This window comes from Spirosoma harenae, from assembly GCF_054776975.1.
The window spans coordinates 115,687-132,181 of the sequence record NZ_BAAHBD010000054.1 but is presented as its reverse complement, the minus strand read 5'-3'; the positions used below and the strand labels follow the sequence as shown (position 1 = coordinate 132,181).

Here is a 16,495-nt window from a genome sequence, read left to right as displayed (position 1 = left end):
TCAGCTTCCATAGAGGGTTGATGGGTACTCAATTCAATCTCATTTTTTATGCTCCCGATAGCCTAACTGCTCAGCGAGTCAATGCAGCTATATCGGCTCGGATGGACTCGCTTAATCAGGTGATGAGTGATTACCTGGATGGTTCTGAAATTAATCGGCTATCAGCCACGGCCGGATCGGGAAAATGGGTAGCGGTTTCATCAGACTTATTTAACGTATTACAAAAAGCCAAAACAATTGCTCAGCTGTCAAACGGGCGCTTCGACCCAACTGTCGGGCCGTTATCTCTATTATGGCGGAGGGCGGTTCGGCGAAAAGAATTTCCTTCATCGAAGGAGCGTAGGCGGGCCAGACGAGTGGTAGGATATCGCTTTATGGAATTAGATAGCGTAACCCATTCCATTCTCTTACGTCGGTCAGGCATGCGACTGGATGTAGGGGGGATTGGGCAGGGATTTGCTATTGACGAAGCGAAGCAAGTGCTTCAACGTCTCGGAATTTTCTCAGCTCTTGTTGATATTGGTGGTGATATTCTGGTGAGTGATGCTCCGCCCGGAACAGAAGGCTGGCGAGTCGGTATCGGTTCAGAAGCAACCAAAGATACCGCAACGATTATCCTTAAAAATGCCGCGATCACTACCTCGGGCGACACATACCGCTTTCTAGAACATAATGGTCATCGGTACTCTCATATTATGAATCCGCGTTCTGGTTTAGGCATGCGTCATTTCGTTCGCGCAACGGTATTGGCCCCTAATGGCTATCAGGCAGATGCACTTACAAAAGTGTTCAGCGTTGCTGGACTGCGCAAAAGTCGTCGATTGTTGGATCGATTTCCGGAAACCAACTTATTGATTTTAGAAAATAAACGGGGCCGACTGCCACCATCTGGTTATGAGCGGCAAATGATTGCGTCTCTAGACGGCTATCGTTTTGCCTGGAACGGCAATTTGATACCAACCATCCTTATCAGGTACGCTTTTTGGCATCGCATCCCAAGCCAGTGTTGCCGGGAAGAGATCAATCTGAGAATTCAACGCTTCATCCCATTTTACGGTTTTACCAGAGTAAGTCGCCATCCGGCCCATAATAGCGGTCATAGTGCTTTTGGCGCCATTTTCAGCATCGGCAAATTTGTACTCTCCTTTGGCAATAGCGTCAAAGAGTTCGTCGTGTTCAATTTGGTAAGGGCTGATATCCGACTTAGCCGTGAATGTATAGATCGGTTGGCCATTATAACCTACTAAAGAACTGGTTTTCTTTTCCATCCCTTCAATTTTGCCCTTCGTGCCCAGGAACATTTCGTCGACCCGGCTGTAGGTTCCTTCATAATGGCGGCACTGACTATTGATCGTCGTACCATCAGCGTAGGTGAAGTCAACAATGTGGTGGTCGAAAATTTCGCCATCATCTTTGCCGTTCCGAACCTGACGACCGCCTGTACCCTGACACGAAACAGGATACCCCTTTTTCACCCAGTTCGCTATGTCGATATTGTGGATGTGCTGCTCGTTGATATGATCACCGCAGAGCCAGTTGAAGTAATACCAGTTACGCATCTGGTAATCCATTTCGGTCTGGTTCGGTTTGCGAGGCTTGTGCCAAACACCGCCACTTACCCAATACACCTGTCCGCCAACGATATCACCAATCGCTCCATCGTGAATGCGTTTGATCATTTCGCGATAGCTAGGCTGATAGTGGCGCTGTAATCCTACAACTACATTCAGTTTTTTCTTTTTGGCTTCTTCAGCAGCGGCTAGAACACGTCGAACGCCAGGGGCATCTGTCGCTACCGGTTTCTCCATGAAAATTTGCTTGCTCTGTTTAACCGCTTCCTCAAAATGGCTGGGTCGAAAACCGGGAGGAGTCGCCAGAATGACTACATCGGCCAGCGCCATGGCTTGTTTGTACGCATCGAAGCCAACAAACTTATGATCTTCAGGAACATCGAGTTTGGATGATCCATCGGCGGCCTTTATGTTTTTAGCCTTCAGGAAATTGGTGATATTCTGATACGATTCGTCCAGACGATCCTTGAACGCATCGGCCATTGCGACAATCTTTACGTTCTGTTTGGTGCTCAATGCCTGTTGAGCCGCGCCCGTACCGCGCCCCCCACATCCGATCAGTGCCACTTTTATGGTATCATTGGCCGAAAAATGGTAGCCCGGATGTCCTGATGCCTTTGTACTGAATGGCAAGCTGCTTAGTAGAGCCCCGCCTGTAAGTAAACCCGAGGCTTTTAAAAACTCCCGGCGATCCTGATTCGATTCGTTTGTCATATAGTGAGAAATTTCGGTTGAGAAAGTTGCCACATAAGAAAAGAAAAGATGAATCAGGATTTACTATCGGGAGAACTAAATTACTATTTTACAGCAAAACAAGATTTAAATGAATTAATCAATTTCATGATTTTTTTGCACAAAACGCAGACTTATCCGTAAGTTTAGCGTCAAAGGAATTAAGGCTATATCTAATCACCTTTTATTGTTCATTTATGAGAAAACTAATTACTTATTCAGTCATTTTCTTATGCCTGTTTAGCTTTACAGCAATGGCCCAAACACGCATTTCCGGAAAAGTGACCGACGATGTAAAAAAAGACGGACTTGCTGGTATGAGCATTGCCGTAAAAGGTAAAGTTGCGGGTACGATTACAGACCAGAGCGGAAATTTTTCGCTCACAACCAATACCCCAACACCATTTGTTATTGCCATATCAGGCGTAGGCTTTCAAACACAGGAACTCACTATTAACGGAAACCGTAATGATCTGAATGTAGCACTGAAAGAGCAGGTCATGATGGGGCAGGAAGTTGTTGTAGCAGCTTCCCGAGTGGAAGAAAGTGTGATGCAATCGCCGGTTTCCATTGAAAAAATGGACATCCGAGCCATTCAGAATACGCCAGCTCCCAGTTTTTACGATGCTTTACGAAACCTAAAAGGGGTTGAAATGTCGACCCAGAGTATCACGTTTAGCAATTTCAACACAAGAGGTTTTTCGGGGAATGGCAATACGCGTATCGTTCAGATGATGGACGGCATGGACAACCAGGCACCAGGACTAAATTTCTCCGTTGCGAACATAGTGGGGATGTCGGAGCTGGACGTTGAAAGTGTGGAATTGTTACCCGGAGCGGCTTCAGCGTTGTATGGTCCTAATGCCATTAACGGTCTGCTGTTAACGACCAGTAAAAGTCCGTTTCTATATCAGGGTTTGAGCGCCAACGCAAAAGTTGGGGTAATGAACGCCAGCAATCGGACCCAGCGCTACAGCGAAGAAAAACTTGGCGCAACACCCTATACTGATTTTGCGATTCGCTATGCTAAGGCATTTAACAACAAGTTTGCGTTTAAGATCAATGCCGGTATTTTATCAGCGCAGGATTGGCAAGCGACGGACTATCGGGATCAGAGTTTAGTCAATGGGTCTGGATTGTCGGGAACGCGGGCTACGAATCGAGGTTATGATGGCATTAATATCTATGGCGATATCGACCCAGGGTTTACACAATACCAAATTCTACGTAGCGCTCTGGCAACCGCTACACCGGGTTCTGGCTCTCCCCTTCTCCCATTGAATCAAGGTATTATGCAACTGGCTTCTCAGTTTGGCCCAGCAGCGGGTTTAACGACAGCACAAGCCTATGAACGCGTTCTGACGGACCTATATTCGTCACCACTTAATTTTAACTATACGCGTACTGGCTATCGCGAACGCGATTTGGTTGATTATAACGCGCAAAGTATAAAACTAAATGGTTCGTTGCATTACCGGATTAGCGAGAATGCAGAGGCCATTTTACAGGCTAACTGGGGAACCGGAACCGCTTTATATACAGGTGCTGACCGCTATTACTTAAATAAATTCAAACTTGGCCAATACAAACTGGAAGTTCGTGGGTCGAATTTCTTTGTAAGAGCTTATACAACTCAGGAACGATCGGGTGATGCCTACGCAGTTGGTATTGCGGGTTTGGGACTCAATAACACATGGGTAGTCAATCAAACTGCTGCCGGACCTATCGTCGACACATCACCAACAGCTACTTATTTTGGCTCACTAGCGGGTACATATGCAGGTTTAAGTTTCCCTGCCTTTGCGGCTGATCTGCAAACTCGATTGGCAGCCGGAACAAACCCGCTTGTGGCCTATCAGGCAGCCATTGCAGCCAGCCAAAGTAAGGCAGATGCTTATTTTAACCAGGCTGTGTCGGCTGTTGGAAATGGGCAACTTTACAAGCCTGGAACACCTGAGTTCGAGAAAAAGCTACAGGAGGTTACGGGCAAAGCTATTCCTGGCGATGCCAACGGTGTAGGTGCCAAGTTCTTTGACCGGACAAATCTCTACCATTTTGAAGCGATGTATAATCTCAATAAGGTAATTGATCCCAAAACCGTTGAAATTGTGGTTGGTGGAAATTATCGGATTTATGATTTAAACTCCAACGGTACGATTTTCTTTAGCCAGAATGGTAAGGAGCCTACTGTAAATGAGTATGGTATTTATGCCCAGTTGCAAAAAAGCATTGCCGACAAGCTGCGGTTGACAGGTGCTTTACGATTCGATAAGAACCAGAATTTTACGGGTCAGTTTAACCCACGTCTGTCGGCGGTTTACAGCGTCAATCGCAACAACAACATTCGGGCTTCTTTCCAGACGGGCTTCCGGATTCCAACCTTACAGAATCAATACATCGACCTACTCACTCCCCAAGCCCGGTTGATCGGTGCGCTATCGCCATTAATTCAAAAGTATAATCTGACCACGGCGAATACATTTACGTATGAGTCTATTCTGGCTGGATCGCCTAAAGGATACGATTTCCCAACCTTCAAACCAGAGCGGGTTTCTACTGTTGAACTCGGCTATAAGGGGCTAATCAGCAATCGACTCTTGATCGATGTGTATTACTACAATACAACGTATCACGACTTTATTGGCTCGGTTGTCCTGATTCAACCGACAGGAGCTACCACTCGGAATGTCTATTCTGTTGCGAAAAATTACACGAGCCCAATTAAAACGCAGGGCTTTGGTATTGGTCTGGATTACGTATTGCCTGAGAATTTCCTGATCGGCTTTAATCTATCGAACAACACGCTGAATACGGGCGGTGTTGGGCTATTCAGCAGCGAAATGAATAAAAATACGCTGGAGGATGGTTTTCAGGTTGGTTTCAATACGCCAAAATATCGATACAATGCTACCTTCGGCAATCGGAACATAAAAGGCAGTGGTTGGGGCTTCAACGTGGTTTATCGACACCAAGACGCTTTCGAATGGCAATCATCCATTGGCAATCCGACGATCAACATTACGTCTGACGTGAGAAATCGGCCAATTATCCCGGCTTACGGCACACTCGATGCACAGATCAGTAAGCGAATTCCGTCGGTGCATTCCATTCTGAAAGTGGGAGGCAGTAACATCCTTCAGAAAGAATATACAACAGGTTGGGGCAATCCAACAGTTGGTTCCATGTTCTACCTCAGCCTTACGTTTGATCAGTTGATGAACTAACGGCTAAACACCTTTTAAGAAAGCCCTGCATTACTTCGTTGTGTGGGGCTTTTTGTTTGATAGTTATCGAACTTTTAGACACGTTCTAACCTTTCATCAAATGACTGATAGCTTCTTAACTTAATTCGCGATTCTCTACTCCTTTGAGAAACGAACCTTCTACAAACCCAACTTCGGACGAAGTGCTTCCGCGTAGTCTAACGCTCCTGCAAGGTACCGCACTGAACATGATCGACATGGTCGGAATTGGGCCATTTGTGGTGTTGCCACTGATCATCAAAACAATGGGCGGTTCGCAGTTTTTGTGGGCCTGGGTACTTGGCGCAGTGGTTTCGTTGATCGATGCTTTTGTCTGGAGTGAGTTAGGAGCCGCTTTTCCGCAGGCAGGTGGCAGCTATAATTTCCTGAAAATTTCTTATGGTGAGCAACGTTGGGGCCGCCTGCTTTCATTTCTGTACGTCTGGCAAACCCTGATTCAGGCTCCTTTGGTTGTGGCTTCGGGCGCCATTGGGTTTGCGCAATATGCCTCCTTTTTAATGCCTTTGGATGAATGGCAGCGTAAGGCCGTTTCCGGTGGTGTCGTCTTGGTCATCATTGCTCTCCTGTATCGGAAAATAGACTCGATTGGAAAAATTGGCCTGGTGATGTGGGGGGCAGTTCTCCTCACCTTAGGAGCGATCATTATTGGTGGATTGAGCAATGCCCGGATTCCGCTGGCCGAAACCTTACAGGCTGCTGGTGCAGGAAGCAGTGGTTTGCTGGCCGCTGGATTAGGCCATGCGTCAGTCAAGACGATTTACTGCTATTTAGGCTATTACAACGTATGCCATCTGGGAGGGGAAATCCAGAAACCTACCCGGAATATTCCGATCAGTATGTTCGTTTCAATTGTAGGAATTGCCATACTGTATTTGTTAATGAATATAAGTGTGGTCAGCGTCGTTCCCTGGCAGATTGCGCAAGATAGCAGCTTCATTGTCAGCACATTTATCGAAACGCTTTATGGACATAGTGCTGCGCAACTAGCTACAGTTTTAGTACTGCTCGTTGCCTTTTCGTCGTTATTTGCGGTATTGCTTGGCTATTCAAGAGTGCCTTATGCCGCAGCCGCCGATGGACAATTCTTCAAGATTTTCGCTCAATTACATCCTACCCGACAATTTCCGTATGTTTCCCTGCTTTTTTTAGGTGGATTAGGATTCCTATTCAGTTTGCTGTTTCGGCTGGGTGATGTGATAACAGCCATTCTGGCGATGCGTATTGTTATTCAATTTGTTGGGCAGGCTGTTGGTTTGCTTCTACTCCATCGACGCAGAAAACCAGAGTCGTTCCCATTCCGAATGCCCCTTTATCCATTACCTGTCATTCTGGCTATTGGCGTTTGGTTGTTTATTTTCTTCTCAACCGGATTGACGTTTATGCTATCGGGACTGACTGTCATCGGATTAGGTATTGTAGCCTTTCTGATTTCGGCAGGTATTCGAAAGCAATGGCCATTGGAGAAAATCTAATCACTTTCCCCTGCGTCAATTGTCAATTACTTTAAAAGCGATCTGAGCTACATCGTCTTCTCCGTTTAGATTATTGGCGGTTGGTGTTAATGATCCTGGCCTGGAATCCGAGTCAGCTGTGCCCGACGACCAGATTTGGGCCACATTAATGAGCTCACCTGTCGATGATGGGGTTGCTATGACTATTAACGTCGCCGATTCATTCATGGCTAAGGAATTCACGGTACCTTCCAGAATAACATAATCGACCCCACTGCTCACGACACTCATGTTAGTTGGCGATGACACAAACCTTAGCCCCCGCAGTGTATCCCTTATTACGATCGCAGAGGCTGAGGCTCCTCCCCGATTACTAATCAGAATGCGAATGGTTATCTGCTGATTTAGATTAAGAATTCGATGATCAACCTGCATCATCAACGACAAATCCGCTTTGGCCGGGTCGGGAACTGGTTGATTCGATAATACCGGTGGCAAGGGGGTCTGATTAGGGTTCGGAGAGGTATAGACTGATTCTCCGGCAAGAGTCGTGCGAATATCTACTGACGCCTGATCGTCTTGTCCATCGCCCGTACCTGAATTGGGCTGACTATCGGAGTCTAGCTGATCGCTGGTTACCAATTGGGCACTATTGATAAACGTACCGGGTAACGTTGGCTTGAGTTGGTACGTAAACGTACGAGATTCGCCAATGGCCAGTGAACTACTATTGATACCCATTACTGCCGTAGCCGAGCCAGCAATGTCCGCATCCCCATTGAAAAAGGACAAACCGGTTGGAAGACGATTAATCCACTGCACTCCCGTAGCCTTGAATGGGCCCGCGTTGTGGATAGTGAGTGAATAACTAACCGGTTGATTTAACTCAGAAATGCGTGTATTCGTTTGAAGCGCTAAACTCAAATCGGCTGGTGTAACCACGTTAAGTAAATAATCTTCCGCTTCTCCGTACGAATAAGACCCACAAGGATCCGTAGGCGTCCCACCATAAATCGTCATGATTCGTATAGAAAGTTCTCCGCTGGTCAGATTGGCAGGTATGGTTATCGTGCCAGAAAACTGCCTCAACACGGTTACAGGCGTCTGAAAGAGTTTCTCGCCCAGATTAGCGTCATACTGACCATCTCGATTCAAATCAGCCCACACACTTACACCTTGATAATAAGATGCATACAGAAACGTAGCTGATATTGGGTAAGACAAGCCAGGCTGAACTGTAGTCGAGCCACTAAGCGTACCATATCCACCAGATGAACAGCCCGAATTTTGGCTTAGTAACTTATTATTGAGCGATACAGAAGACAGGCCGACTGGATATAAGCAGGCATAGGTATAAGATGGCCGACAGGGTGGTGTATGAATACTAACGACCTGACTTAAACCAACTGTTGTCGCATTTGACGGACGAATTCGGTAGTAGTATGTTTTGAACGAGACTGTTTTTGGGTCAGCAAATGTCGTTTGATTCGGGCCAACACCTCCAATTGGTAGGAATCCAGTATTCGGAGAAGTCGAACGCTCAACGAAATAGCCCATTTCGTTATTAGCATTATCCTGCCAAGCAAGTACCACGGTTCCGTTGTTCATCGACGCCGTCAGATTAGTAGGTGCAGCTACAATAGTCGGTGGATAGTTAAGCGTGTAAGCCGTATGCGACTGACGAAGGGCTAACCCTGCCTGTATACGGTCATATTGACCAGGAGTAAAATCATGCGTACAGGGGAAATAGTACGACATGATATTGGAGATAGAAGGTGAATATGCCTCATTACGAGCATCTCGGGCCGTACTCGTAGGATCGTAACTAGGGCAATTATTGTTGTCACGAATCAATCTTGCGCCCGGAATGCCATACGGGTCGGCGGGTGTATCACAAACCAGATCACCATCCGTCGTGCAGTTGGCTCCCTCGCCATGGGTTACCAGTTCGGTTGATGTTCCATCACCGTTATTATCGCCGAACGTATGAATCAAGTTAAAGGTGTGACCAAGTTCATGTGGAATAAGTCGATTGCCTAGATCGTCCAAATTCCAGTATTCATTCAGGATAAACGATCGGGTCGAGTAGAGCGAATCGGCGGGATAATAAGCATATCCACCCAGGCCAGAAATCGCGAATGCGTTAACATAATACTGATTAAGCGCATTGGTAACGTCGTGTCCTTGCGTGACAGCTTCCTCATCACTAAAGCTACTATACTGCTCATCATTATCAACATAATCGGGTGTCGTACCGGCAAAGTAAAACTGAATGCCAAATCCATTTTGCAGGTAATAGCTATTGGTGACGGCAATAACCTGATTGATATTGGCGATCGACATACCTCCAGTACCATCACTTTTACGCAGAATATGTGGTCGTATCGGAACGTAAGTAATCGCAGCAAAAGCAGCATTAGAAGCCATTTTCCGGCGTAATGCAAAGGAGGTTTTTTGTTCCAGCACTTTTCGTTGAGCAGCCGTCAGTCCGGGAATACCACAACCTGTGGCTACTGAATCAATCAGTTGAGCTTGTACACGATAATAAACTAGCAGAAATAGAAAAAGAGCGAAAAAGCGTAAAGGGTGCCCCATATAAACGTATATACCGCCGTATGTGTTGAGTAGTATACATTAGAGACAACATTTATGCCGAAAGTCACTCATAGGTAACGTACATTATCTGTTATGTTACCTATAAGTATTGTTTAATCTTTAGATATACCCCTTTATAGGCCAATAGAGATATATGATATTTTTCCAATTATATCTGAGAATTAGATAATTTATTAGTCGGTAGTACTATACGATCGAAAGTGTCTATAGTAAAGCCTCCAACAAAATCTCTGCCGGATGTTTGGCCTTGCGGGAAGTGCCATCTTTAATCTGGTGACGACAGGATGTACCTGCTGCTGCAATAATAACGTCGTCAGGTTGCTGACGAACGGTCGGGAAAAGTACCAATTCCCCAACTTTCATCGATACCTCATAATGTTCGGCTTCGTAACCGAACGATCCAGCCATACCACAACAACCCGATGGAATTAGTTGAACCGTATAGTTTTTAGGTAATGAAAGTGCTTTTTTACCCGGCACTAAAGACGACACCGCTTTTTGCTGACAATGGCCATGCAGTTTAATCAGCCGTTTTTCATCCGTAAACTGCTCTGCTTTAATCCGGCCAGCATCGATCTCTCGAGCGATAAATTCCTCAAATGTCAGCGCATATTGAGCAATCTGCTTCGCATCAGCGACGAGTGATTCATCAACCAGTTCAGGATATTCATCACGGAATGTTAGAATCGCGGATGGCTCCAGACCAACCAACGGCATTTCTTCCGTTACGATATCTTTCAGAAAATGGATGTTTTTCTCAGCCAGCGTCTTCGCGTATTTCAGCATCCCTTTCGAGAGAGCTGCCCGTCCGCTTTCGCCATGCTCAGGGATAACAACTTCGTAGCCTAACTTTTCGAATAATTGAATTGCTTTCTGGCCTACTTCAACATCATTGAAATTAGTGAACTCATCACAGAAAAATAGCAAAGAGCGCTGATTACTAGACCCTTCTACCTTTCGATTCCTTCCCTTTGCCCAACGTTTCAACGTCGTGTTGCTCATCAGAGGCATGGTTCGATCAGGATGGAAACCGACCATTTTATTGGCAATTCGCCGGAGAGAATGGGTACCCAGAACACCGTTCCACGCCCAGGGAACAAAAGAGGCCAATCCCGACAGTCGAGCAAAGTTCGCAATTAGCCGCGACCTAATTGGTACGCCGTTTGAATCGTAATAGTGTTGTAGAAATTCAGCTTTCAGTTTCGCAACATCGACATTCGAAGGGCACTCATTCTTACAACCCTTGCAAGACAAGCAGAGGTCGTACACCTCTTTAATTTCAGCGTGATCGAACCGATTTTCCTTGGTCGAACGAGTCAGCATTTCGCGCAGGATATTGGCGCGGGCTCGAGTCGTATCTTTTTCATTTCGAGTAGCCATGTAGCTGGGACACATCGTTCCACCGGATGCCTGTGTTTTTCGGCAATCGCCCGATCCGTTACATTGCTCGGCATGCTGCAATACATTCTGATCTTTATACCGAAAATAGGTCTGAAAATTAGGCGTTTGTTGTCCCGCTTCATACCGAAGATATGTATCCATCGGGGGCGTTTCAACGATTTTCCCAGGGTTAAAAATACCCTCCGGGTCCCAAGTGTGTTTCAACTGGCGCATCAGATCGTAATTGTGAGCGCCTACCATTTGCGGAATAAATTCACCCCGTAACCGTCCGTCACCGTGCTCCCCCGATAGAGAGCCATCGTATTTTTTGACCAACATAGCAATATCTTCGGCAATTTGTCGGTATTGACGGTGGCCCTCAGCTGTTTTAAGATTAATAATCGGCCGCAAATGCAACTCACCAGAACCAGCGTGGGCATAATACACCGAATGCATCTGGTGTTTATGCATAATTTCGTTGAAATCACGAATGTATTCGGGCAAATCCTGCACATCGACCGCCGTATCTTCAATGACAGCTACAGCTTTTGCGTCACCGGGCAGATTTCCCAGTAACCCCAAACCAGCTTTACGCAATGCCCAAATCTTCTTGGTATCCTCACCAAAGAGCAACGGATAATGATACCCCATGCTCGCTTGCTGCATGTCCGCAATCATGACGGAAGCTACCTGTTCGATTTCGTCGCGGGTATTCCGGGACAGATCAACGACCAGAATAATAGGGAAATGATCGGTAGGCGTTTTCTGAACAAAAAAGCTGTTTTTTCGCTGCTCTGGATTCTCATCAGCCCGTTCCAGAATAATATCGTCAATTAACTCAACTGCGTAAGGACTGTATTTCAGCGCCGTAAGCGTTGCCCGTAAGGCTTCATCTACTGAGTGACAATGCACACACACAAGACCGCTTTCTTTAGGTGGCAGTGGCACTATATTCAACTTAATCTCAGTCAGGAAGCAGAGTGTCCCTTCGGAACCGGCAATAAATTTTGCCAGATTAAAAGGCTCCCCTCCTTCTGTAAATGGCTCCATGTCGAGCAGCGCATCCAGTGCATAACCGGTGTTGCGTCGTTCAATGGTTTTCTTCGGAAAGTTTCGTCGAATTTCCCCCTGATTATCAGGGTCAGATATGATCGTATTGGTTTTGAGTAAGATCTTATCAAACAGCGTTGCCGACCCATTTTTGCGACTGGCTTCACCAACCTGTTTGGTCAACTCCCAGCCACTCATCGGCCCAAATTCAACTTCAGAGCCATCGGCCAATAACGCTTTCACGGCTATTGTATGCTCCCGTGTAGCCCGGTACACAACTGAATTAGATCCGCAGGAATTATTCCCAACCATGCCCCCAATCATAGCCCGGTTAGCCGTTGAGGTCTCGGGACCAAAATAAAGTCCGTAAGGCTTCAAAAACAGATTGAGCTCGTCCCGAACAACACCTGGCTGCACACGCACCCAACGCTCTTCAGGATTGATTTCCAGAATTTTCGTGAAGTGCTTCGATACATCAACAACAATACCGCTTCCGACAACCTGACCAGCCAGAGATGTTCCCGCTGTACGCGGAATTAACGGTATTTTATGCTGCCTGGCATATGCGATCAATACCTTTAAATCATCGATGGTTTTCGGCACAGCTACGGCCGTTGGCATTTCCCGATAGGCCGACGCGTCCGTTGCGTACAGCGTTCTATGCGTAGAATCGACGAATAGATCGCCAGTTAGCTGATTGGCAAGAGTTTTGAAATGTTCTGCACTCATAGAAGCATATTGACTCAACCTTGAGAGTCAATCAGTAAAAATAGTCTGGCAAAATTAACAGCAAATTGTCCATTTTCTGACCTTGCCCTTTAAAAAATGCCAGATTTCAATCACTAAAAAAATTTACAATTTCGTCTTTACTATCCAATTATTAAATAGCTGATGGATAACCACAAATCAATTATCAACAATTATTCATTATTAAAATAATACAAAATCAATACAGACATTTAAGAAATATTATGATACGATTTTGACAATGACCTATCAAATTTTAACCTAACGCCATTTGTATTTTAGTTCTAGCCTATTGTAATTTGCTAAATGGTTCAGGTTTTATTCTATAAATTCCTGTCAAGTTCCTACAAGTAGTAGGGGAAATAGCGATTTTAGAGCACATATTTCCTCATTGGAAGGTAAACATATAGTATACTAACTTAAACCAGGAAAATTACCTATCTCTCAATTTTTATTGTAAACCTATGATGGACAAATCCTACAAAATTAACCGCTTCGGGGAGTACGTAGGTCTGGTTGGGAAATCCCAACCCCAGCAGGTTGTGCAGAAGGCGCTAGTTAGCTTTCTGACCATGCTGGTAATGGTGCTGCTGGTAGGGAATTCAGCAGCCTGGGCACAAGGACGCACTGTAACAGGAACAGTTACCGATCCGGCAGGTACCGGATTACCGGGCGTCAGTGTGCAACTTAAAGGTACTCAGCGCGGTACAAATACGGATGCGGAAGGAAAGTATTCGTTGACCAACGTGCCTGATAATGCAACACTTGTGCTGAGCTTTATTGGCTATACAAGCCAGGAAGTTGCTGTTGGGAATCGCGCAACGGTAGACGTAAAAATGGCCGACGACACGAAAGCACTCGAAGAAGTTGTGGTTGTTGGTTACGGCACCGCGAAACGGAAAGACCTGACTGGTTCTGTGGTTCAGGTTACTTCGAAAGACTTTAACGCAGGAGTAAACCCAAACCCACTACAAGCCATCCAGGGTAAAGTAGCCGGTCTGGTTATTACTGCTCCTTCTGGCGACCCAAACCAGGCGCCAACAGTTCGTCTTCGTGGTTATACATCGCTTGCCGGTGGTAGCGATCCGCTATATGTCGTTGACGGCATGATCGGTGTTCCGATCCAGACGATTTCGCCAAACGACATCGAGTCGATGGACGTACTGAAGGATGCTTCGGCAGCAGCTATTTATGGTTCGCGGGCTGCTAATGGCGTTATTCTGGTTACCACCAAGCGTGGAAAATCGGGCAAAACGACTGTAACCTTTAACAACTACGTTAGTGCGGCAACAATTTCGAATCGATTAGACTTACTGGATGGCCCTGGATATCGGGATGCAGTAACAAAATTCAAAGGAGCATCGTCATTAACTGACGGTGTACGTTTCCCTGCTGGTAACTTTAATACCGATTGGGTAAAGGAAACGACTCGGACCGCTTACATCAACAACCACGATATTGCCGTTGCTGGTGGATCATCAACCTTTAGCTATCGGGGTTCACTGAGCTATATCAATCAACAAGGTACAGTAAAAAATACAGGTCTGGATCGCTTGACTGGCCGTATTAACCTTGATCAGAAGGCGTTCGATAACCGATTGAATATCCAGTACAACTTATCGTATTCAGAAACGAACCGTAAATACGATAGTGGCGTGTTATTCCGGGCAAGTACCTTCCTGCCTACTGTGCCTATTTATAAGGCTGATGGCAGCTATTATGAAGTGGATGGTAGCTTTGACCTGTTTAACCCGGTTGCCATGCAGAACAACGTTATAAACAACGGCGTTCAGAAATATTTGCAAGGTGGCGTTACCCTGCGTTATGAAATTCTGGACGGTTTAACTGTTGGCGTAAGTGGTCAAGTGCAACGCGATAATACCATTAACGATTATTACACAAACCCAGCTGTTAAACAATGGGCAGGTAATAACGGTCGTGCTAGCCGTAGTTACACGGAATCGAACAGCAAATTGTTAGAAACCACCGTTAACTACACAAAAGGATTTGGTACGCAAAGCAGTAACTTCAGTCTTTTGGGCGGTTATTCATATCAGCAGTTTGACAACGATGGTTTTGGGGCTGCTAACAATGGTTTCCTGACAACGAACATTAATATCAACAACCTAGGTCTTGGATCAGGTACACTGGTATTACCTTCTGACAACTATGCTACATCGTATCGCAATCAGGCAAAACTGATTTCGTTCTTCGGTCGAGCTACGGTTAATCTGAATGATAAGTATAACGTAACCGCTACCTTACGTCGGGATGGTAGTTCGAAATTCGGAGCCAACAACAAATGGGGTATGTTCCCATCAGTAGGTCTTGGCTGGACAATTACGAACGAATCATTCTTTCCAAAAGGCAATACGCTTAACTTCCTGAAACTGCGTGCTGGTTGGGGACAAACGGGTAACTCTGAAGGTATCAGCGCTTACAATTCGCTTCAATTGTATGGTAAGAAAGGAACTTACTACGACGGATCAATTGGCGACTTCCTACCTGGCTATGGTATTACACAGAATGCTAATCCAAACCTGAAATGGGAAGTACTGACTACGGCGAACGTAGGCTTGGATTTTCAATTAATCGGCGGTCGTTTCTCGGGTACACTGGAATACTACAACAAGTTGACTAAAGACATGTTGTATCCATACTCAGTACCTGCTGACGGTATTACCTACTATACAAATACTATTCTGGCGAACGTAGGGTCAATGCGGAACAGTGGTGTCGAACTTTCGTTTGGTGGGGATATTATTCAGAAAGGTGATTTCTCCTGGAACTCTCGTTTAATAGCGGCTTACAACAAAAATACCATTGTATCGCTCTCGAATGATCAGTTCAGCAACGGCCAGGTGCGTTTTAACCCATTCAGTGGCCGCGGTCTATCAGATGTGTATGCATCATACCTGACTCCGGGCCAGCCATTGGGCGAATTTAACAACGTTCCAACCTTCGTTGGCTACGACGCAACAGGTAAGGTGCTGTTGAAAGCTGCCACAGGAGACACGCCAGTAACCGATGTAACATTAGCGGATGCTGCGGCTGCTATCAAAGCAGGCGCTCCTTTGCAACAAGGAAATCCACAGCCGTTCATGACAGGTTCGTTTGTAAATACCTTCCGGTACAAAGGTTTTGATTTGTACTTCCAGATGCGTGGCACGTTTGGCAACAAAATTCTGAACAACCTGCGGTCAGTTCTGATGCTTCCAGGATCAATTCTGGAAACGAATATGTTGAAGGATGTAACGACTTTACCTTCGGGCTATGGCACGAACGTTCTATCGACGGCATGGATTGAAAGCGGTACATTTGTTCGGTTCGATAACTGGCAGATTGGTTATAATATACCACTACCAGCTAGCAAATACATCACGAATGCTCGTGTGTATCTGGGTGGTAATAACCTCTTTATCCTAACTGGCTATAAAGGTATCGACCCTGAGCTACAGGTAAAAGCGGATTTACAAACGAACGGTGGCGTTATTCAGCAAGCGCCAAACACAGTTGGTCTTGATTACAACGGTATCTATCCAAAGACCCGTACATTCCAACTAGGTCTGAACCTGACGTTCTAAATCAGCTTCGTTCGCCAACCCGATTAACAAAAAATAAAATCGGATTGGCGAACGCAGTTGAAATGGAGACATCGTACGTATAAACGAATTGCGAACGTTGT

The 16,495-nt window shown here is 45.8% G+C and carries 6 protein-coding genes and 1 pseudogene; 4 read left to right on the top strand and 3 right to left on the bottom strand.

From position 1 onward, the window contains the following. Positions 1–20: 20 nt before the first annotated feature. Positions 21–827 (top strand): annotated as a pseudogene (locus ACYVE4_RS32750) (FAD:protein FMN transferase); the annotation flags it as partial. A gap of 90 nt (positions 828–917) precedes the next feature. On the opposite strand, the gene ACYVE4_RS32745 reads toward ACYVE4_RS32750, so the two are convergent. Beyond that, the gene (locus ACYVE4_RS32745; protein ID WP_461044643.1) at positions 918–2,285 is read right to left on the bottom strand and encodes a Gfo/Idh/MocA family protein; all 1,368 of its coding nucleotides are present in this window, start codon (positions 2,283–2,285) and stop codon (positions 918–920) included. Positions 2,286–2,500: 215 nt separating this feature from the next. Between ACYVE4_RS32745 and ACYVE4_RS32740 the strand changes: the two genes are divergently transcribed. Further along, the gene (locus ACYVE4_RS32740; RefSeq protein WP_461044642.1) at positions 2,501–5,527 is read left to right on the top strand and encodes a TonB-dependent receptor; all 3,027 of its coding nucleotides are present in this window, start codon (positions 2,501–2,503) and stop codon (positions 5,525–5,527) included. A 143-nt stretch (positions 5,528–5,670) separates the two neighbouring features. Beyond that, the gene (locus ACYVE4_RS32735; RefSeq protein ID WP_461044641.1) at positions 5,671–7,038 is read left to right on the top strand and encodes an APC family permease; all 1,368 of its coding nucleotides are present in this window, start codon (positions 5,671–5,673) and stop codon (positions 7,036–7,038) included. Positions 7,039–7,053: 15 nt separating this feature from the next. Here the strand turns inward: ACYVE4_RS32735 and ACYVE4_RS32730 are convergent, their stop codons facing one another. Next, positions 7,054–9,612, bottom strand: a complete 2,559-nt coding sequence (locus ACYVE4_RS32730) for a GEVED domain-containing protein (RefSeq protein WP_461044640.1) — start codon at positions 9,610–9,612, stop codon at positions 7,054–7,056. 225 nt (positions 9,613–9,837) lie between these two features. Continuing rightward, entirely contained in the window at positions 9,838–12,792 is a 2,955-nt protein-coding gene (locus ACYVE4_RS32725) for an FAD-binding and (Fe-S)-binding domain-containing protein (RefSeq protein WP_461044639.1), read from the bottom strand. A gap of 482 nt (positions 12,793–13,274) precedes the next feature. On the opposite strand from ACYVE4_RS32725, the gene ACYVE4_RS32720 reads away from it, so the two are divergent. After that, a complete protein-coding gene (locus ACYVE4_RS32720; RefSeq protein WP_461044638.1) occupies positions 13,275–16,394 on the top strand; it encodes a SusC/RagA family TonB-linked outer membrane protein in 3,120 nt (1,039 codons plus the stop codon). Positions 16,395–16,495 lie beyond the last annotated feature (101 nt).